Raw genomic sequence first — 20,946 nt, 5'->3', positions numbered from 1 at the left:
ACTTGGAGTGACTATGAGCAATATTATTAACGTTACGCAACCCATGACTTCGTATTCAATGGACAACGCAGCGTTCGATGTTTTCAGTGGAGCATCGTTGACTCTGACGGGCTCGTCCGACACCGTGGTAATAGAAAACGGCTCAGGTCAGGTGAGCGTCTCCGGAAATGGCAACACGATCGACGGCACACACGCCAGCGGAAACTACGTTTCTATCTCAGGAACAGGGAATGTCGCGACGCTCGGAGACAAGGGGAACGCGAGCGACTACGGCAACGGTGACACCATCTCTGTCGGAGCTGGTGGCACGGTCAACGCGAATGGTTCTAATACGACAGTCAACGCCACCGCTGGCGGAGCCCACTTGACGTTCGTTGGGTCGGGCGGTATCGCGAACGCAAATAACGACACTATTTCTCTCAACGGCACGTCCACGCAGGTGAACGGGGACGGGAACACGATCAGAATGTGGGTTGCTAACGATACCCTCAGCCTTAACGGAAGCAACAACGCGATCTCTTTTATCGCCAACACTCCGACTGAGACGATCCTCACCGCAACGAGTTCGCTGACCGAGAAAGCGGACGGGTCATTCGTACTGACCGGAAGTGCCAATCAGAACGCTGTCGCTTTTGCGGGTGGCACCGTGACCGTGCAACTTGGTAACGGAAACGTTGCAACCGTATCCGGTGTGACCTCTGGTTCGGCATTTCAATATGTCGATTCCTCCGGTCACGTAACCACGAGTTCCCTCACGGATGCCGACTTGGTACACATGGCCGCGAATCTGTATGCAGTGACCGGTGACGTGGTGGCCAAAATGGATAACGCGATTTTCGACGTCGCGGGTGGGGTAAATTTTCATCTGACGGGCTCGTCGGACATGGTGATACTGGAAAGTAGCTCGTCCGTTTCGTCTTCCTTGTACATCACGGGAAACGGCAATACGATCGGCGCGGCAAATTCCACCGGTGCCAGCGTAACGATATCCGGAACGGGCAATACCGCGACGCTCGGAGCCAAATCCCACGGCTCGGACTACGGCAACGGCGATACCCTCGCACTTGGAGCCGGTGGCAGCTTCGTGTTGAGCGGTACTAACGCAACTCTTGATGCCACTGCGGGTGGGAGCACTGTAACGTTTTCGGGAGGGGGGCAGGGCAACGTTGCCAATGTCAATAACGACGCGGTTCACGTGTACGGTTGGGCCGTCCCGGCGCAGGTGAACGGGGACGGGAATCAGATCAGCGTGGTGGGGTCTAGCAGTACGCTCAGCCTCGACGGAAGCAACAACACGGTCTGGGTTGCGAATGACAGCAATCAAATCAAACTGTCAGGGGGAAACAATACGGTCAGCATTGACGGAGTCAACAACGCGATCTCTTTCAACGCAAATGGCCCCGACAGCGGAACGGTACTTATCCAGAGCGCAGCTGGCGATTATGTTGAGGAAAGCGCGAGCGGAGCGATCTCGTTTTCGACGGCTCGCTTCAGCATTTCGCACGGAGTTGTCACTCTTGGGTTCGCCGATGGAAATGTCGTAACGATCTCTGGCGTGCTGTCCAGTACCGACGGAAGCAACCTGCAGGCAGATAATCATGTCAACCAGCTTGTATCGGCAATGGCCTCCTACTCCGCTGGATCCGGTGGTGTTTCTTCAACCCTCATGGCGCAGACGTCGGCAGACGCATCCCTTTTTGCCTCATCGCATCACTAAACGCAGTTGATGCCGACCTTTTGATAGGTATCCAAGAGTAGTCCTGGATATAGACGGAGGGATTGTTCTTCCCCTCCGTCTATTTTTAGTTTGCGTACCCGCCGACGTCGAATCGCAGCGTAAGGCGACTGGCGCGCGAAAGACGTCTACCCCCTTTGATCGATGTCATGTTGGTGCTGCTGGTGATTTTCATCATCACGGCACCGTTGTTCACGCACGCAATCCGGCTGGATTTGCCGAAGGTCGCGTCGCAAGTCGCGCGTGAGACACCGGAGACGATCACGCTTTCCATCGATGATTCCGGCAAGTTGTACTGGAACGACAAGCCGATCGGCTTCGAGCAGATGCGACAGCAATTCGGCAACGCGGGCAAACAACCGACACCGCAGGAGATTCACCTGAGAGCATCGAAGGAAACGCGCTATGAAGTGATCGCGCAAGTGATGGGCGCGGCGCAGGCTGCGGGCTTGAGCAAGATCGGCTTCGTGACGGAACCGGGCAAACCGAACCGCTGATTCTCGACCGATTGGCCTATTGATATGACATCGTGAAGGTGGCCAGCGCTTTGACCGACCCCGCCGTCACCGCTCCGGTGCGAACGTATTGCGCCGACAGCGGCAGGGTCAGCGAGCCATCGGGAGACGCACCGATCAACCACTGGTTTGGGACGTTTGAACCCGCTGCGTCCGGACCGAAAAGCACTGTGGTGCGTTGATCTTTCAGGACTTGCACGCCGATCCCCTTTGCCGTGGATTCGGGCGAGGGAGTCAGAACATCGGTTCGGTTCGACGGGGAGACGGCATCGGTGATCACGATCGATACCTTCGCCCCTTGAGCGCACGTAAAGTCCAGATGAAACCCTGTCCGGCCTGCCGTCGCCCCGACCCCGCTCCCAAACGCGTTCGTCGTCACATTGGGAAGGGAAACGGCCAAACCGGGAGTCTGAACCGAGCAAGTGGCCGTACTGAGCGTGCCGCTTGCTGCGCCTGTGTACATCGCCGGCTTTGCAAAGGTAGTTCCGCCAGTGTTGAAAACGGCGGTGGAGACAACGGGGATGCTCGATAGCGTCGACGCTCCAGATTTAATTGGACCGGTCGTTACAAAGCTGACAGTCATCGACAGGGGGACGGAAAAATGAATATTGATGCCAAGACTACTTTCGGCACACCTTATATTCAACGTGCCCTTTATTGTGGAACTGACCGGGTCGCATTCCGGCGCGCCGAGGACCGTATAGCGGACTCCCAGACCGCTGACGTTGGTTGGGTAAACGTCGTCGAAGCCCGCCGCTGGCGCGGTACTGACGGCTAATCTGAGTCCGAACGGATCGGTCGCCGGGTAGATAGCGAAGAAGCAGTCTCCCCCGAAAGCGGCCGGCGCCAGTGTCATCACCGTCGTTCCAGGCGCAGCGTTCATTGGGACTGACATAACGCCCGCTGCCGGGACATTGCCGGTGCCGGTCACTCCGCAAGTGATCAACCCCGCGTGTACGGGTGAGGCAACAACTGCTGCAAGTGTCGCGAATATTGCGGCTAAAAGAAATTGGACAACCCGTGCTTGCCAGCGCGTTCCTGCCAATTAACGCCGTGAACATAGCAAAGTCCGCGCATAACCCAAGATCATGAAATCGTTGGCCCAGTGAGGTTTGCCCGGGAGAGTCTGTCGCCGCCAGCGACCAATCTTTCCTTTACGTGGCCCGCTGGGTCAATCTCCACTTCGTACACAGTGGGATTCGTTTTGCGATTCCTCGGTCGCCCGCGTCAAGCCGATGCGTATTCCCAGGGCGCTCCTTTCAATTTCATCAGGCGCAACGCGTCCCCCGCGCCGCGTCGCCCTTGCGTTCGCACCCGGTATAATCGTTTTTTGCCGTTGGCAAGCCCGTTGGCAAGGTTGGCTGAGCCAAATTTCCATCGTAATCACGGCAAGCAACCGCTGGCCAGTCCGCCGCCCGCCCAAGCCAAAAACATCCAAACACCATGCAAGATAAATACGTACCCGCCGACGTCGAATCCGCAGCGCAAAGCGACTGGCGCGCGAAAGACGTCTACCGGTCGACCGAAACCAGCGACAAACCCAAGTTCTACTGCGTGTCCATGCTGCCGTATCCGTCGGGCAAGCTGCACATGGGCCATGTGCGCAACTACACCATCAACGACGTGATGTACCGGTTCCTGCGCATGAACGGCCACAACGTGCTCATGCCCATGGGCTGGGACGCGTTTGGCATGCCGGCGGAAAACGCCGCCATGGCGAACAACGTGCCGCCGGCGAAGTGGACGTACGACAACATCGACTACATGAAGAAGCAGATGCAGTCGATGGGGCTGGCTATCGACTGGTCGCGGGAAATTGCGTCGTGCAAGCCCGATTACTACAAGTGGAACCAGTGGTTGTTCCTGAAGATGCTGGAAAAGGGCATTGCGTATAAAAAAACCGGGACGGTGAACTGGGATCCGGAAGACCAGACGGTGCTCGCGAACGAACAGGTGATTGACGGGCGCGGCTGGCGCTCGGGCGCGCTGGTCGAAAAGCGCGAAATCCCGATGTACTACATGCGCATCACGGATTACGCGGATCAGTTGCTCGGCGACCTGGAAGGCCTCGGCTGGCCCGAGCGCGTGAAGGTGATGCAGCAGAACTGGATCGGCAAGAGCTTCGGCGTGAACTTCGGTTTCCCGTACGAGATCGACGGCGAGAGCAAATTGCTGCGCGTATTCACCACGCGCGCCGACACCATCATGGGCGTGACCTTCGCTGCTGTTGCCGCGGAACATCCGCTGGCCACGCGCCTGGCTCGCGATAACGCCGGCCTGCAAGCGTTCATTGAAGAATGCAAACGCGGCGGCGTGGCTGAAGCCGACGTCGCGACGATGGAAAAGAAGGGCATGCCCACGGGCTTCTTCGTGACGCATCCGCTGACGCAGGAAAAGGTCGAAGTGTGGGTCGGCAACTACGTGCTGATGAGCTATGGCGAAGGCGCGGTGATGGGCGTGCCGTCCCACGACGAACGCGATTTCGCGTTCGCGAAGAAATACGCGCTGCCGATCAAGCAAGTGGTCGCGGTGGAAGGCAAGACTTACAGCACGGACGCGTGGGAAGAGTGGTACGCGGAGAAGGGCACGGGCACGCTGGTCAACAGCGGCAAGTACGATGGACTCGGTTTCGAAGCAGCGACCAATGCAATTGCCGTCGACCTGAAAGCGCAGAATCTCGGCGACAAGCAAATTACCTGGCGTCTGCGTGACTGGGGCATTTCCCGTCAGCGTTACTGGGGCACGCCGATCCCAATCATCCACTGCGCCACCTGCGGCGACGTGCCGGTGCCGGAAGCGGATCTGCCTGTTGTGTTGCCGGAAGACCTGGTGCCGGACGGCACGGGCAATCCGCTTGCCAAGTCCGAAGCGTTCGTCAATTGCACCTGCCCGAAGTGCGGCGCGCCGGCGAAGCGTGAAACCGACACCATGGACACGTTCGTCGATTCAGCTTGGTATTTCTCGCGTTATGCCGCGCCGGATGCGAAGACGATGGTGGACGAACGCACCGATTACTGGATGCCGATGGATCAGTACATCGGCGGAATCGAGCACGCGATTCTCCACTTGCTGTATTCGCGTTTCTGGACCAAGGTCATGCGCGACTTGGGTCTCGTCACGTTCGATGAACCCGCGAAGAACCTGCTCACGCAGGGCATGGTGCTGAACGAAACCTACTTCCGCGAGGATGCGGCGGGTAAGAAGACCTGGATCAATCCCGCCGACGTGACCGTGTCTCACGACGATAAAGGCCGCCCACTTGGCGCGGTGCTGAACGCCGACGGGAAGCCGGTCGTGATTGGCGGCGTGGAGAAGATGTCCAAGTCGAAGAACAATGGTGTTGATCCGCAATTGCTGATCGATGCTTATGGGGCGGATACCGCGCGCCTCTTCGTGATGTTCGCAGCTCCTCCGGAGCAGTCGCTCGAGTGGTCGGGCACGGGTGTGGAAGGCGCAAGCCGCTTCTTGCGCCGCGTGTGGCAATTGGCGCATGGCCGTGCCGACACGCTTAAGATGCACGCGAAGCTGGATTCATCGAAGTTCAACGATTCCGACCGCACGCTGCGTCGCGAGATCTACACCATCCTGAAGCAGGCCGATTTCGACTACGGCCGCTTGCAGTACAACACGGTCGTCTCGGCGGCCATGAAGATGCTGAACGCGGTGGATAGCGCGAAGGATGCAACGCCCGCGGTTCTCAACGAGACGTTCGGCGTATTGCTGCGCGTTCTGTATCCGGTCGTGCCGCACATCACGTTCCAGTTGTGGCAGGAACTCGGTTACGCCAATTTGTACGGCGGCTTGCTCGACGCGTCCTGGCCGAAAGTGGACGAAGCCGCGCTCGAACAAGCCGAGATCGAACTCGTGCTGCAGGTCAACGGCAAGGTGCGCGGAACGCTCACCATGGCGAAGGACGCGTCGCGCGAGGACATCGAAAAGGCGGCGATTGCGCACGAGATGTTCGAGAAGTTTTCGGAAGGGCGCGCGCCGAAGAAGGTCGTCGTGGTGCCGGGCCGGCTGGTGAACGTGGTCGTATGAGCCGGAGATCGCGCGTCATGAAAATCCTGGAGGACGTTGTGAGCAGGAAAGCTGTCAGCTTGAGTTCGACCAACACGAAGACGACGCGCACGATCAACCGGCGGTCCATCCTGACGCTGGCGTGCAGCGCGATGCTGCTTTCCGGATGCGGTTTCCAGTTGCGCGGGCAGCAGGACTACGCGTTCAAGCGGCTTGCGATTAGCGGCGGCACGCCGGAAATGCTTGGGCGCCTCCAGCGTGTGGTGGAAGGCGGCAGCGACACCGTGATCGTGAAGGTGTCCGAGAAGCCCGACGCCATCCTTTCGCTGGCCGGAGGCAACGGCATGAAGACCTTGAGCCTGAATGCGCAAGGCGTCGTGCAGGAGTACGAACTCGACTACAACCTGAATTACTCGATGACAGGCGCCGACGGCGTCTTGCTGATCCCGCCGAGCGTGATTTCGCTGAACCGGGCGCTCACGTATAGCGACCAGTTCACGCTGGCGAAGGGTATTGAAGCGCAGACGCTGTATCGCGACATGCAGTTCGACGCCGTTGACCAGTTGACGCGTCGCCTGGCTGTCGTGCGTTCGCTGCATCCGTCGCCTAGCGAAGCAGCGCCGGGCATTGCGCCGCGTGCGCCGTTGCCTGTGCCGCCGCTGTAAGCGCGGGAACGTCGCTCAAAACCATGCAACTTCGACTCGACGCGCTCGACGCGCACCTCGCGAAAGGGCTGAAAGGCTTGTACGTCGTCTATGGCGACGAGCACCTGCTCGCCCAGGAAGCGTGCGACAAGATTCGCGCGAGCGCCCGGGCGCAAGGTTTCACGGATCGCTCGGTGTTCGTGGTCGACCGTTATTTCGACTGGAGTTCGTTGTTGGGCGCGAGCCAGTCGATGTCGCTGTTCGGCGACCGCCAACTGGTGGAGTTGCGCATTCCCACCGGCAAGCCCGGCAAGGAAGGCGGTGAGGCGCTGAAAACCCTCTCTGCAGCCGATAACCCCGACGTCCTCACACTCATCACCTTGCCGCGACTCGATGCCGCCACGCAGAAGTCCGCGTGGTTCACCGCGCTGAGCGGCCCGGGCGTGATGATGAAGATTGACCCGGTTGAGCGCGCGCAGTTGCCCATGTGGATCGGCCAGCGGCTGACTTTGCAAAATCAGAAGGTCGCGCCGGGCGAGGATGGAAGGCGGGCGCTGGTGTTTATCGCGGAACGGGTGGAAGGCAACCTGCTCGCGGCGCATCAGGAAATCCTGAAGCTGGGTTTGCTATATCCCGCAGGCGTCCTTACCTTCGAACAGATCCATGAAGCCGTGCTGAACGTCGCGCGTTATGACGTCTTCAAGCTCAATGAAGCCATGCTGACCGGCGATGTCGGCCGGCTGACACGCATGCTCGACGGCCTGAAGGGTGAGGGCGAAGCCGGAACGCTCGTGATCTGGGCGCTGGTGGAGGAAATCCGCACGCTGCTGCGGATGAAACGCGGCGTCGCGGCGGGCAAACCGCTCGCCACGCTGCTGCGCGAGAACCGCGTCTGGGGGCCGCGTGAACGGCTGATCGGCCCGGCGCTCACGCGCGTCACGGAAGCGGCGCTTGAAAAGGCGTTGTCGCTGGCAGCGAAGCTGGATCGGCAAGTGAAAGGCTTGTCCGGCGGCACGGGTCCGAGAGGCAGCGCCAATCCCGGCGATCCGCCACCCGATCCGTGGGACGGCATGTTCGAACTCGCGATGACCGTCGCGTCGTCGGGCAGTCCGCTGCAAGGCAAACCGCCGGCAAAGCGCCCAGCCTGACATCGGCTTAAAATCGATGTTCTTCGGCTCTGACAAGCCGAAAGCCGCGCTCCTCAAGCATTGAACGAATCCAAGAGAATGACGATGACCGACATCGACAATTACATGACCGAACTCGGCCGCCGCGCGCGCCGTGCTTCACGCGCGATGGCGCGGGCATCGACGGCGGCGAAAAACGCCGCGCTCGCGGCCGTTGCGGACGCTATCGAACGCGAACGTGCTGTGTTGAAGGACGCGAACGCACGCGACCTCGCCCGTGCCCGGGATAAAGGTTACGACGCCGCTTTCATCGACCGCCTGACGCTCTCCGATAAAGCCCTGAACACCATGGTCGAAGGCTTGCGGCAAGTGGCGGCGCTGGCGGACCCCATCGGCGAGATCAGTGGTCTTAAATTTCGTCCGAGCGGGATTCAGGTCGGGCAGATGCGCGTGCCGCTGGGCGTGATCGGGATCATCTACGAATCGCGGCCGAACGTGACTATCGACGCTGCCGCGCTATGTCTCAAGTCAGGGAACGCGGCTATCTTGCGCGGCGGTTCCGAGGCGCTGGAATGCAACACGGCGCTGGCTGCATTGATCGGCGAAGGCCTGCAGGCGGCCGGCCTGCCGCAGGACGCAGTGCAAGTGGTCGGCACGGCGGACCGCGCGGCCGTCGGCAAGCTGATCACCATGAGCGAATTCGTCGATGTGATCGTTCCTCGCGGCGGCAAGGGCCTGATCGCGCGCCTGATGGAAGAAGCGCGCGTGCCCATGATCAAGCACCTCGACGGCATCTGCCACGTTTATGTCGATGACCGCGCCGACCTTACCAAGGCGCTGAACGTATGCGAGAACGCGAAGACGCATCGTTACGGAACCTGCAACACGATGGAAACGCTGCTCGTTGCAAGGGGCTTTGCTTCCGGCGTGTTGCCCGCGCTCGCCAAGGCGTTCCGTGCCAAAGACGTCGAACTGCGCGTGGACGCAGCGAGCCGCGCCGTGCTGAAAGATGCCGGGTACGACGGCCCGCTCACCGACGCCACTGAAGCCGACTGGAGCACCGAATACCTGGCGCCGGTCTTGTCGGTCAAGCTGGTGAACGATCTGGACGAGGCTATCGATCACATCAACACCTACAGCTCGAATCACACCGACGCGATCATCACCGAAGACCACGACCGCGCGATGCGTTTCCTGCGCGAAGTCGATTCGGCGAGCGTGATGGTGAATGCATCAACCCGTTTCGCCGATGGTTTCGAATTCGGCCTTGGCGCGGAGATCGGCATTTCAAATGACAAGCTGCATGCGCGTGGACCGGTTGGGCTGGACGGGCTGACGTCGCTAAAATACGTCGTGTTCGGTCACGGCGAAACACGAGAATAAGCGAGACCGCCATTCCAATGCTCTGGATCAAATCGCTGCATATAGTATTAGTCGCGTCGTGGTTTGCAGGCCTGTTCTACTTGCCGCGCATCTTCGTCAATCTCGCGATGGAAACCGAGCCCGCGGCAACCGCTCGCTTGCTGATCATGGCCCGCAAACTGTTCCGCTTCATGACGTTTATCGCGGTACCGGCGTTGGCGTGTGGATTGTGGTTGCTGCTGGTGGTGGGAATTGGCCAGGGCCAGGGCTGGATGCACGCGAAACTTGGCATTGTGGTGCTGATTATTATTTATCACGCTTATTGCGGCGTTTTGCTAAGGCGTTTTCAGCGCGGCGAAAACACCCGCTCCGATAAGTGGTACAGAATGTTCAACGAGTTGCCTGTTCTCGGGCTACTGGGCGCGACTTTGTTAGTGGTCGTCAAACCGTTCTAAGCGTGTTGCAGTACACGAAACGCCGGCTCTCCAAAGCCGGCGTTTTTGCATCGGGGCCTGCGAGAGCGCGCGCCGCTGAGCGCTACTAGCCTGCGCGGTGCAGGCGCTCCCAAGCTTCATTCGCCTCGGCGATGATCTGTTTCACCAGCTCAGCCGACGTCTCCACAATCGCATATTCATCCTGCCCCGGGCCGCCCATTTTGACGCGCTCATTGCGATAGCGCATGCCACTGGCGATGGGCCCGCGGCCGGAAGTGTGATATTCGACGCAGCCCGTTGCAGAGACCAGTTGCGCAATATTGTTCAGCCGGACGCCTGCCCCGGGCATGACCACGAGCCGCTCCCCCGCGGCCTCGCGCAGTGCGCTGATCAGTGCGGCGCCTTCGGGTGCGCTGGCTTCCTGTCCGGAGGTAAGAAGACGGTTGCAACCGGTATCGATAATGTCTTCCAGCGCTTTTAACGGATCGCGCGCTACGTCGAACGCGCGGTGGAAAGTGACCTGCATGGACCCGGCCAGTTCGACCAGACGTTGGGCACGCAGCACGTCGATATCACCGTCGGCGGTAAGCAGCCCGATCACCACGCCGTCCACGCCAAGCTTTTTGCAAGCCACGACGTCGCGCTCCATGACGTCGAATTCGACATCGGAATACAGGAAGTCACCACCACGTGGACGGATGATCACGTTCAACTGTATGGTCAATTTCGCCCGCGCGCTGGCGATGGCGCCGTAAGACGGCGTGGTACCGCCTTCCAGCAGGTTGTCGCAAAACTCGACACGACCCGCGCCGCCTGTCTGCGCCGCCAGGCACGAGGTTACAGAACCGGCACAGATTTCCAGCAGGACAGGTGGCTTAGACATGCAACAGAGTTTCCTGGTTAATAAAGCCCGACCTTGCAGCTTAAAGCACGCGCGACCCGGATAGTCGCACGGACCGGCGCGGCAAATTCGCGCGAGTGAGAGTGTCACAGCCGTTTTCACATTCTCCGGCGCCTTTGACGTTAAATGGCCGGCATCTAGTCTTGCTCGATGAGGTATATCAGCTTGCCGGTCGATATCAAGCCATCCTGATTCATTTCAGTAAATTGCAATGACTGAAACGCTGGACCCCTAGCGCCGCCGTCTTCACCTCTGACTCCGCGCTTCAACACCCGCCGCTACTCACCCTCCCTCTCGTAAGTCCCTGATCCAGCTCGGAAGAAACGTCTCCATTCGCTATCCGGCATCCGTTTAATTAGGACGTATCTCATGGTTCTCCGAGGTCTCGACGACGAGAATCAACTCATCGCATTAATCCAGTGCGCAGAGTTGTAATTACGGATTCCTTTCTTGGTTTGTATTTAGGACGCTTCCGATTTTCCGCGTCCGTCGTCGTGCAGATAATGCACGCGCTGAAATAAATGCATCCCGCGACGAATCGTTTCGCGTCGATTACGAACGACGTATCCACCCGCCCGGTCGACAAGCGCAAGCCCTCCCACCGGACGCTAAAAAAGTCAAAAGCCATGAAAAATGAAGTACCGGGCGCGGTAACGCCCCTTCAGTCGGACGGCGGTGACGTGTTGACATCATCGACGAAGGTAGACGACACGCTTCTCAAGAGCCTTGTCTGGATGGCTGCCTATCACGGCAAGCCGACGAGCGAGGCGGCGATGCTGTCTGGCTTGCCAGCGGGACGCTTTATCTCGCCGAAGCAGGCGCAGCTCGCGATGGAGCAGTCCGGCTTCAACGTCGGCGTGATCGAACGACAGCCCAACGAGGTGTCGCCGATGCTGCTGCCGGTCGTGCTGTTCCGCAAGGATCACGGCGGCTGTGTGCTGATCGGCCGCTCGCCCACGGACGTGAAGGTTATCAAGCCGGCAGCCGAAATCAAGCCGGGCGAACAGCCGGCCGAAGACGAAATGGAAGCGGCCTACCTCGTGGTGTTGCCGGAAGCGGGCTCGAAGGTCGTCGCGATTGGCGTGAGCCAGTTGAAGGCGAACTACACGGGTTTCGCGATGCTCGTCAAGCCGATTGGCCGGGTCGATATCCGCGCCGGCAAGCCCGAACCCAAGGAAAACGGCCATTGGCTGCTGAGCACGCTGTGGCGTTATCGCCGGTATTACTGGAGCGCCGCGCTGGCCGCGCTGCTCATCAATGTGCTCGCGCTCGCCGGCACCTTCTTCACGATGAACGTCTATGACCGCGTCGTGCCGAACCAGGCATTCGTGACCTTGTGGTCGCTGGCGATCGGCGTGGCCATCGCCATGCTGTTCGAGTTCATCTCGCGCAACGTACGGGCGCATGTGCTCGATGTCGCCGGCAAGAAGGCCGACCTGATCATGGGCGCGATGCTCTTCAAGCAGGCTTTGTCCATACGCATGGAGCACAAGCCGGCATCGTCCGGGTCGTTCGCCAACCAGTTGCGGGAATTCGAGTCGGTGCGTGATTTCGTGGCGTCCGCCACGCTTGCGTCCATCTCCGACCTGCCGTTCACGTTCCTGTATATCGCCGTGATCTTCATGATTGCCGGGCCGCTCGGGTTCATCCCGCTGGCGCTGATTCCGGTGATTGTCGGCGTGAGCCTGGCTATCCAATGGCCGCTCAAGAAGACGATGAAGGAAAACCTGCGCGAATCGTCGCTTAAGCAAGGTGTCCTGATTGAAACAGTGGAAGGCATCGAAACGCTCAAGGCGACTGCCGGCGAGCGCTACATGCAAGAGCGCTGGGAATTGTTCTCGGCCAAGGCCTCTGATACCTCCATGAAGTCCAAGCGTCTTTCCGCACTGGCGACGAACTTTGTCTCGTGGATCACCCAGTTCGAAACCGTGATGATCGTGGTGGCGGGCGTGTACCTGATCGCCGATGGCAAGCTTACCCAGGGCGCACTGATCGGTTCGGTGATTCTCGCCAGCCGCGCACTCGCGCCGCTTGCCCAGGTCACTGGCCTCGCCGTGCGCTTCCAGCAGTCAAAGGCTGCGCTCGATTCGCTCAGCGGTTTGATGAAGAAGCCGGTCGAACGCGATCCGGAAGTGGATTACCTCGATGGCCCGGTCGTCACCGGCGCATTCGAATTGAAGGGCGTGGGCTTTCACTATCCAGCGCCGAACGGGATGAAGGCGCCTGAGTTCCTGAAGGACATCAACATCAAGGTCGAGGCTGGCGAGCGGATTGCCATTCTTGGCAGGGTCGGCAGCGGTAAATCGTCGTTGCTGCGCGTGATGTCGAATCTTTATCGTCCGACGAGCGGACAGGTTTTCAGCGATGGCATCGACCTCTCGCAAATCGATCCCGCCGACTGGCGCGCATCGGTCGGCTACGTTGCCCAGGACAGCCGGCTGTTCTACGGCTCACTGCGCCAGAACGTGATGATCGGCCGCCCGGATGCATCGATTCATGAATTGCTGCGCGTCGCCAAGATCACCGGACTTGACGCTATAGCCGCAGGCAATCCGCACGGCTGGAACATGCAGATCGGCGAAAACGGCGACGGTTTGTCGGGCGGCCAGCGCCAGCTTGTGGCGCTCGCCCGCACCCTGATCGCCCGCCCCAAGCTGATGCTGATGGACGAACCGACCAGCGCCATGGATACCCAGACGGAAGCCGCGTTCATCCGCGACCTGGCTGCGGCGACCGTGGGCACGACGCTCGTTGTGGTCACGCACCGTCCGTCGCTGCTGCAACTGGTGGATCGCATCATCGTGGTCGATGGCGGCAAGGTCGTCACCGACGGACCCAAGGAAACGGTGCTCGCCGCGTTACGCACGCCGGCTGTCACCAACACGGCGTCGCCCGCTCTTGAAGCCGGCCAGCCGTCAAAGGAACAAGCATGAAATCACTTACCCAACTCGGCCGCCGGATTCGCGGCCTGACTCCGGCCGGCCGTCGCAAGAACGCCGAGCCGCGGATTCATCCGGCGCACGCCGCCTATCTGAGTGACCTGCGCGACTCCCAACTGGCGCAAACCATACCGGGCACGCTAGCCGTGCTTTACCTGGTCGCGGCGATCCTCGTCTGCGGTCTGGTCTGGGCGAAGTTCGCTCGCGTTGAAGAAGTGACGCAAGGGCAGGGCAAGGTGATTCCGGTCAGCCGTGAACAGATCATCCAGAGCCTCGAGGGCGGAATTCTCTCGGACATGCATGTGCGCGAAGGCGATGTCGTCGAGAAAGGGCAATTGCTGCTGAATATTGATCCGAAGCGCGCCGACTCGAACTATGCCGAAGGACACACCAAGCTGATCGGGCTGCGCGGCAAGGTAGCGCGCCTGCAAGCCGAATCGTTTGGCCGCCCGCTCGTGTTTCCCGAAGATGTCTTGGCTGATAAGTCCGTCGTGCAAGCCGAAACCATGGCTTACCAGGCGCGTCGCCGGGCGGTGGAAGACAGCGTCGCGTCGTTGCAGCGCAGCTACGCGCTCGCCATGAGCGAGCTGAACATGACCGAGCCGCTGGCCGGGCGCGGGTTGATATCGGAAACGGAAGTCATGCGCATGAAACGCGCCGCCAATGACCTGCAATCGCAGATTGTGGAGCGCCGCAACAAGTACCAGGCCGATGCCAACGACGAACTGTCGCGCCTCGAGCTCGAACTTGCGCAAACGAAGGAAAACCTCGTGGGCCGCGCCGACGTCCTGCAACGCACGACCGTGCTCGCGCCGGTCAAGGGCACGATCAAGGACATCAAGGTGACGACGGTGGGCGGCGTGATCCAGCCGGGTCAGCAGATCATGAGCATCGTGCCGTATGCCGACCAGCTCATCGTGGAAGCTCACGTCAAGCCTTCCGATGTGGCCTTCCTGAAGCCCGGCTTGCCGGCGATGGTCAAGATCTCGGCGTACGACTTCGGCATCTATGGCGGCCTCAAGGGTCATGTGCTGAACATCAGCCCGGACACGCTCGTCGATGAAAAAGCCGCGCCCGGCAAGCCCGATGCCATCTACTACCGGGTCCAGGTCCTCACCGACAAAAGCGAACTCGTTGCAGCCGGCAAGCACCTTCCCATCATTCCCGGCATGACCGGCAACGTCGAGATTCGCACTGGCGAAAAGACCGTGCTGTCGTATTTGCTGAAACCGATTTTCAAGTCGCGTGAAGCGTTCCGCGAGAGATAAGCACCATGTCCAAGTCAATACGAACCGCGTGGATCGATCCGCGCGAAAACAACCTCACCAAGGAAGCCTCGCGCCGCCGGCCGCTGTTTTCCTCCTTCGATACCTTGTTCGGCAGCAGTGTCATCGCATTGGCGGTATTGCCGCAGCTGGCCCAGGCCAAGTCCCCGCTCGACGAAATGGCGTGGGCGCCGGCATCGATGACCAGCCCGAAGGTCTTCGGCAACGGTGCCGTGGCAGCCGCGCTCCGGCCTGTGGATCCCCGCAACGTGCTGGATGCCGTGGATCTGGGCGAAGAGGCACCGCGCGAAAGCGCTGTGGTGAATAGCGTCGCGAATGTTGGGGCAAGCGCCACCGCGACGGTTGCCGCAACGCGGCCAATGAATGTGAGCCAGGCGAAGCCCGTTGTTTCTCGCGGTTTTGCCAGCGCCGGACTGATTAGTCCGGACGAGGCGGATCTGGGCGACGAAGCGCCGCGCACAAGCGCCGTGGCACGCCCCGTGGCACACACCGTGGCAAACGCTCCCTCCGTGGTTGCCGCACCCCGGGGAATCGATGCGAGCCAGGCGCAGCCCGTCATTTCGCGCGGTTTTGCCAACGCCGGACTGATTGCCTCGGACGACGCAGATCCGGTCGCAGCCGCGCCGGTTGTGAAAGCGCCGCCGGTCCAGAAGGCGGTTGCATTACCTGCGGCGCCGAACATGGCGGCATCGCCAATACGGCCTTCGCTCCTGATCACGCCGCAACGCGATATGCAATCCGATCTCATCGCCATGCGCAGCGCGGTTGCTGGAGGCGGGAATGCATCAGCCGACGATGCCGGGACGATCCGGCCGGCTGTCAACGCCGCGTTGCCGTTGCGACAAGCCGTAAGCGTGCCCAAGGCATCCCGCAACGCGCATTCGAAGGATCAGACGTATGCCGACTGGCTCGACGATTCCGCCGCTGCGAAGGCGCTTGGCGATCGTTCGGTCGTGCCGGAGCGCGCGGTTCGCCTCGCTCTGCGCAACGCCGCCGACGTCGCCGCCACGCGCAGCCCGGCCATTCGCCAGGCGCGCAACGACTGGGACGCGGCGAAGTTCGACGTCGACCAGGTGAAAGGCCAGCGTTGGCCGCAAGTGCAACTGACCGGTAATTCGCCAAGCTTGCAGGGCTCGAACAACAGTTTCAACGACAGCAACATGGCGAATGCCTCCATCAATGTGACCACGATGGTGTACGACTGGGGCAAGACGAAGAAGAACATCGATAGCCGGACGAAAACAGCCGAAGCCGCCGAGTTCTATATGAAGACGATGGAGCAGCAGAATGCCTACGATGTGTCGTCGAATCTGGTTGATCTGTCCAAGAATCGCGCGATCTACTTGATTGGCGAAAGCTACGTTCGACGCATGGGAGCGCTCGTCGACATGTTGGCGGAGATCGTCAAGGTCGATCCGGGCCGCCTGAGTGAACTGAGCCAGGCCAAGGCGCGCCTGTTGCAGGCGCAGACGTCGCAGGCAGTGGTGGCGGCGCAGGTGCGCTCGCTGGAGTTGTCGGTGCGCAAGCTCGCCGGCGATGAACCGACGCCCATGCCTCCGGGGACGCTATGGCAATTGCAACTCGATGGCCTCGACGACGCGGTGGCCGCTGTGCCGCAGAATCCGGCTATCGAGCAAGCCATGGCCGAGTCGGCCGCGGCTGCTGCGACGGCGAAATCGGTGCGCGCCGCTTCGTTGCCGCAATTGAACTGGGTGATCAACAAGACCACCGCGCACGATTCGTTCAACCAGCGCCAGCCGTGGACCACCATGCTGCAGTTGTCGTGGACGCCGTTCCAGGGCGGCAGCCAGCAGGCGGCGGAACGGGCCGCGTTGTCGCGGGCGTCGTCGAGCGCGGACAAGCGTGAACAGCTGCAGCTCGACTCCGAATTCCGGGTCCGCGATGCTCATCGTGACGCCATCGCGCTCGCGACTCGCGCGAAGCTGTACGGGGAACTCACGGTCGAGACTGACCTGGTCCGCAAGCAGTTCTTCGAGCAGTGGTATCACCTGAATCGCCGGACCCTGGTTGATGTGCTGTCGGCAGAAAGTGATTTCTATAACAACCAGGTCAGTCAGGTCACGACTCAGTTCGACGCTTATCAGGCAATTCTTAAAATCCGCCTCAATAATGGGACGCTGGAGCAATGGTTGCAAGACGCCTGAAATTCGGGGTTTAAATAATCTGTTCCAATTCATGCTGATGGGCTGATTGTCGGTTATTTATGGATTAACAAAAGGCCATTGATGTTAAAAGCATCAATGGCCTTTTTCTATTTTATCGTCGCTGTCTCAAGGCGAATTAATCCGTCGTTTAGAAACAAGCAAAAACGATAGTTTGTGTCGTAATTTGTATCTGGCTAGACGGAATCGGTTGTTCCCCAGCAACGGTTGCCGTTTATAAGATAATTCTTATTATCTCAAAATAGCATCGATTTTGATCTCAATAATCACCTAAAGCCATACCCTGTAAGCCTCGGCTGCATTCCTATGACATCGACATCGGTTATCTAAGACATTTTTAAGACTCTGAAAAATTTGATTTGAATCGATGAAATCAAAATTAGGAGTTTTCGCATTAAGCGGCGTGCGTTCCAAACCTATGATTCGTTTGCGTTCACAAAAGCCGGGCCCCCTTTGATAACCCGGTCCAGTGCTTCAGTTCGAAATCTCTGAAAGAGGCAATGAACGCCGAGCGCAGCGCGGAACCCGTATATCGGATTGTCATTTCAAAAATGTTAATCCATGTCCTGCCGGCCGCAAGGCGATTTTCTTATTTTTGTAAAGGTACACAGCATGAACAAGTCATACAAATCAGTCTGGAATGAGTCGACAGGATCATGGGTCGCGGTTTCGGAATTGGCAACCGGCCGCAGCAAGAGCAAGCGCGCGAAGACGGCAATCTCCAAAGCCATCCTGACGCAGATCGCAGTGGGCGGCATGGGCCTGGCCGGTGCTTCTATCGCCATGGCTGGCGACCCGGTCAAGCTCGGCACGGGCGCAACGGTAAACGTAGCTGACGGCGTGGCGATCGGCACGGATGCCGAAGCCGACGCTGACATTGGCGCGAACGCTGGCAAGACGGGCGGCGTGGCGATCGGCAACCAGGCTTATGCTGCGGGTTCGGGCGTTTCTATTGGTCAGAACTCGTCAGCGGGTTCGGACAGCATGGCAATGGGCGACAGCGCTTCGGCGACGTACGGCGGCACGGCTATTGGCCAGAACGCCCGCTCATTTGCCGCACAGTCAGTGGCATTGGGCCAGAACGCTTCGGCGAGTGGTAAGGGCTCGCTCGCACTCGGCGCGGACACGAACGCGCAATACTCAAATTCGACAGCAATTGGCCAGGGCGCGACGACGGATCGCGCTGAGTCCGTTTCTGTCGGTAGCGCAACGATCAAGCGTCAAATCACGAACGTCGCCGCCGGCACGCAAGACACCGACGCCACCAACGTATCGCAATTGAAGGCTTTGGGCGCTTCGTTCGATACGAGCGGCAATGTAACCAACACGTTCGTTTCGTACGACACGTCGGCTAAGGATTTGCTGACGCTGAAGGGCGCATCGGGTACGAAGATCACGAACGTAGCAAACGGCGCGCTCACGACCGCCAGCAAGGATGCAGTCAACGGTTCGCAACTGTTCGCAGTCGCGCAAAGCGCAGCTGACGCAGTCGGCGGTTCGTCGACGGTTGGCGCGGACGGCAAGATCACGAAGCCGGTTTACAAGATCAACAGCCAGTCATACACCAGCCTCGATAGCGCATTGTCAGCAGCTGCGGCTTCTGGCAGCGGCGGCGGCGCGGGTACGGACCCGGACGCGGTGCACTACGACACTACGGGGCACACTTCGGTCACGCTGGGAGCCGCTGGCGTACCGGTAAAGGTAACGAACGTGGCTGCGGGTTCGTCCTCTCTGGACGCAGTCAACATGTCGCAGTTGAGTGCTGTACAGACCACCGCAAACAAAGCTGCCGGCACCCTGAATTACATGGGTTTCGGACCAACCAAAGGCCTGCAGGCCAACGCAACGGGTGCTGATTCCATCGCTTTGGGCGGTAATTCGTTTGCGACCGTGGACAAGGCTTTGTCGATTGGTGCTTATGCCAACGTGTCGGGTGTGAACTCGGTAGCGATCGGCTACGGTTCGAATGCAAATCAATCAAACGTTGTCTCGTTCGGGACGATGTCATCCACGCGTAGGCTGGTCAACGTTTCAGACGGTGTAGACGACAACGACGCTGTCAATGTCGGCCAATTCGGCGACCTGATGAAGGCAAACGCCAACGTATTGCAATCCACGGTTCTCAAATCCACGAGCAAGGGCCTTTTGGGCGCGACTCAACAAGTCGGGGGCACCCAACTGCTTGGCGGCATTAACAGCCTCCCGGGCGACACCCCTCCTCCCACGCCTGATCAACTGATCCTGGCCGGTCCGACGGATAAGAGCTTTGTCATCCAGGCGGATGGCCGCGACTCGATCGCGATCGGCCTGAACACGCACGCAACGGGTTCGAACTCGGTTGCGTCGGGTTCCAACGTCAATGCGACCGCCGACAATGCGGTGGGCTTCGGCTATACCATCGCTTCCGCGGGTTTGAATTCGACTGCTGTGGGTGTCAACACCAGCGCCATGGCCGACAACAGCACGGCACTTGGCAACAGGGCTTACGTCTCCGTGGATGCGACCAACGGTATTTCCATTGGCACGAATGCACAAACGCTTGGCCTGAACTCCGTGGCGATGGGCCTGAACTCGGTTTCGCTCAGCACGGATTCCTACGTGATTGGTAACCGCAGCACGGCGGGCGGAGCAGGCACGATCGTCATTGGTAACGACATCAAGAGGTCGGCGGCTACTAACAGCGTCATCCTTGGTAGCGGCAGCGATTCTACGCAGTCGAACGTCGTATCGATCGGCGCTGCAGGAAAGGAACGCAAGATCGTCAACGTTGCACAAGGTACCGCGACGACAGACGCGGTGAATTTCGGCCAGTTGAACTCGGCAATCGCCGCTATTCCGGCCGGTGGCACGAATGGCGTCCAATACGACTCCACGGCGCAAGACAAGGTCACGCTGGGCGGCACGGCAGCAACGAAGGCAGTGACGTTGACCAACGTGGCAGCTGGCGCGAATGCGAACGACGCAGTGAACATGGGTCAGTTGACGGCCATGGGCATCGTTGTTGACTCGACGGGCAAGGCACAAAACTCGTTTGTGGCTTACGACAATGCAACGTCGAAGGATTCGATCACGCTGCTGGGCACGGCTGGTACGAAGATCACGAAGCTGACGGCTGGCACGGTGAGCGCAGCCAGCACGGATGCAATCAATGGTTCGCAACTGTTCAACACGGCATCGACGACGGCAGCAGCTATCGGCGGCGGCGCGACGGTTGACGCTTCGGGCAAGGTCACCAAGCCATCGATCACGGTTGACGGCTCGACGTACGACAACGTTGCAGCTGCGACGACCGCAGCAGGTGCAGCGGCAACGGCAGCCAAGCTGGCAGCGGGCAACGCAGTCCAGTACGACAGCACCTCGCACGCATCGGTCACGTTTGGCGGCACGGGCGCAGCGGTGAAGTTGACCAACGTGGCAGCTGGCGCGAATGCGAACGACGCAGTGAACATGGGTCAGTTGACGGCCATGGGCATCGTTGTTGACTCGACGGGCAAAGCACAAAACTCGTTTGTGGCTTACGACAATGCAACGTCGAAGGACACGATCACGCTGAAGGGCACGGCTGGCAGCACGAAGATCACGAAGCTGACGGCTGGCACGGTGAACGCAACCAGCACGGACGCAATCAATGGTTCGCAACTGTTCAACACAGCATCGACGACGGCAGCAGCTATCGGCGGCGGTGCGACAGTTGACGCTTCGGGCAAGGTCACCAAGCCATCGATCACGGTTGACGGCTCGACGTACGACAACGTTGCAGCTGCGACGACCGCAGCAGGTGCAGCGGCAACGGCAGCCAAGCT

Annotated in this window: 13 protein-coding genes; 11 read left to right on the top strand and 2 right to left on the bottom strand. The window is 59.8% G+C overall.

The window, feature by feature from the left end; translation table 11 throughout:
• The first annotated feature begins 13 nt into the window (after positions 1–13).
• Both FH08_RS0105845 and FH08_RS0105840 read left to right on the top strand, forming a co-directional pair.
• Positions 14–1,717, top strand: a complete 1,704-nt coding sequence (locus tag FH08_RS0105845; RefSeq protein WP_031357430.1) for a beta strand repeat-containing protein — start codon at positions 14–16, stop codon at positions 1,715–1,717.
• Positions 1,718–1,845: 128 nt separating this feature from the next.
• The gene (locus tag FH08_RS0105840; protein WP_051887816.1) at positions 1,846–2,232 is read left to right on the top strand and encodes an ExbD/TolR family protein; all 387 of its coding nucleotides are present in this window, start codon (positions 1,846–1,848) and stop codon (positions 2,230–2,232) included.
• A gap of 16 nt (positions 2,233–2,248) precedes the next feature.
• Here FH08_RS0105840 and FH08_RS49295 read toward each other — a convergent pair whose 3' ends face one another.
• Positions 2,249–3,181, bottom strand: coding sequence for a fimbrial protein (locus FH08_RS49295; protein WP_152602742.1), 933 nt, complete (start codon positions 3,179–3,181; stop codon positions 2,249–2,251).
• Positions 3,182–3,693: 512 nt separating this feature from the next.
• Between FH08_RS49295 and leuS the strand changes: the two genes are divergently transcribed.
• The 5 genes from leuS (at position 3,694) to FH08_RS0105810 (ending at position 9,855) form a co-directional block, all read left to right on the top strand.
• Positions 3,694–6,288: a leucine--tRNA ligase gene (gene leuS / locus FH08_RS0105830; RefSeq protein WP_031357427.1), complete on the top strand. Its 2,595-nt coding sequence runs from the start codon at positions 3,694–3,696 to the stop codon at positions 6,286–6,288.
• Between the two features lie 92 nt (positions 6,289–6,380).
• On the top strand, positions 6,381–6,932 hold the full coding sequence (gene lptE / locus FH08_RS0105825; RefSeq protein WP_031357426.1) for an LPS assembly lipoprotein LptE: 552 nt from the start codon (positions 6,381–6,383) through the stop codon (positions 6,930–6,932).
• 23 nt (positions 6,933–6,955) lie between these two features.
• Positions 6,956–8,059, top strand: coding sequence for a DNA polymerase III subunit delta (gene holA, locus FH08_RS0105820; protein WP_031357425.1), 1,104 nt, complete (start codon positions 6,956–6,958; stop codon positions 8,057–8,059).
• A gap of 84 nt (positions 8,060–8,143) precedes the next feature.
• A complete protein-coding gene (locus FH08_RS0105815; RefSeq protein ID WP_035565479.1) occupies positions 8,144–9,421 on the top strand; it encodes a glutamate-5-semialdehyde dehydrogenase in 1,278 nt (425 codons plus the stop codon).
• 17 nt (positions 9,422–9,438) lie between these two features.
• Entirely contained in the window at positions 9,439–9,855 is a 417-nt protein-coding gene (locus FH08_RS0105810; protein ID WP_031357423.1) for a CopD family protein, read from the top strand.
• Positions 9,856–9,940: 85 nt separating this feature from the next.
• On the opposite strand, the gene FH08_RS0105805 is transcribed toward FH08_RS0105810, so the two are convergent.
• Positions 9,941–10,717 carry a copper homeostasis protein CutC gene (locus FH08_RS0105805; RefSeq protein WP_031357422.1) on the bottom strand — a complete coding sequence of 259 codons (777 nt, stop codon included), beginning with the start codon at positions 10,715–10,717 and terminating at the stop codon, positions 9,941–9,943.
• Positions 10,718–11,361: 644 nt separating this feature from the next.
• On the opposite strand from FH08_RS0105805, the gene FH08_RS0105800 reads away from it, so the two are divergent.
• The 4 genes from FH08_RS0105800 to FH08_RS0105785 all read left to right on the top strand — a co-directional run.
• The gene (locus FH08_RS0105800) at positions 11,362–13,668 is read left to right on the top strand and encodes a type I secretion system permease/ATPase (RefSeq protein WP_031357421.1); all 2,307 of its coding nucleotides are present in this window, start codon (positions 11,362–11,364) and stop codon (positions 13,666–13,668) included.
• Positions 13,665–14,942, top strand: a complete 1,278-nt coding sequence (locus FH08_RS0105795) for an HlyD family type I secretion periplasmic adaptor subunit (protein ID WP_051887814.1) — start codon at positions 13,665–13,667, stop codon at positions 14,940–14,942. Before FH08_RS0105800 ends, FH08_RS0105795 begins: the two co-directional genes overlap by 4 nt.
• Positions 14,943–14,947: 5 nt before the next feature.
• Positions 14,948–17,125 carry a TolC family protein gene (locus FH08_RS51245; protein ID WP_051887813.1) on the top strand — a complete coding sequence of 726 codons (2,178 nt, stop codon included), beginning with the start codon at positions 14,948–14,950 and terminating at the stop codon, positions 17,123–17,125.
• A 630-nt stretch (positions 17,126–17,755) separates the two neighbouring features.
• The coding region (locus FH08_RS0105785) for an ESPR-type extended signal peptide-containing protein (RefSeq protein WP_031357418.1) at positions 17,756–20,946 on the top strand (3,191 nt) is incomplete at its 3' end.

Source organism: Caballeronia sordidicola (assembly GCF_000729995.1).
Classification (GTDB): domain Bacteria; phylum Pseudomonadota; class Gammaproteobacteria; order Burkholderiales; family Burkholderiaceae; genus Caballeronia; species Caballeronia sordidicola_A.
Note: the sequence above shows the minus strand (reverse complement) of the source record. Positions and strands in the feature narration are given on the sequence as shown.

Bases quoted from the DNA above. Each gene is read 5' to 3' on its own strand.
- FH08_RS0105845 (WP_031357430.1), top strand. From the start codon at position 14: ATGAGCAATATTATTAACGTTACGCAACCCATGACTTCGTATTCAATG.
- leuS (WP_031357427.1), top strand. From the start codon at position 3,694: ATGCAAGATAAATACGTACCCGCCGACGTCGAATCCGCAGCGCAAAGC.
- holA (WP_031357425.1), top strand. From the start codon at position 6,956: ATGCAACTTCGACTCGACGCGCTCGACGCGCACCTCGCGAAAGGGCTG.
- FH08_RS0105815 (WP_035565479.1), top strand. From the start codon at position 8,144: ATGACCGACATCGACAATTACATGACCGAACTCGGCCGCCGCGCGCGC.
- FH08_RS0105810 (WP_031357423.1), top strand. From the start codon at position 9,439: ATGCTCTGGATCAAATCGCTGCATATAGTATTAGTCGCGTCGTGGTTT.
- FH08_RS0105805 (WP_031357422.1), bottom strand. From the start codon at position 10,717: ATGTCTAAGCCACCTGTCCTGCTGGAAATCTGTGCCGGTTCTGTAACC.
- FH08_RS0105800 (WP_031357421.1), top strand. From the start codon at position 11,362: ATGAAAAATGAAGTACCGGGCGCGGTAACGCCCCTTCAGTCGGACGGC.
- FH08_RS0105795 (WP_051887814.1), top strand. From the start codon at position 13,665: ATGAAATCACTTACCCAACTCGGCCGCCGGATTCGCGGCCTGACTCCG.
- FH08_RS51245 (WP_051887813.1), top strand. From the start codon at position 14,948: ATGTCCAAGTCAATACGAACCGCGTGGATCGATCCGCGCGAAAACAAC.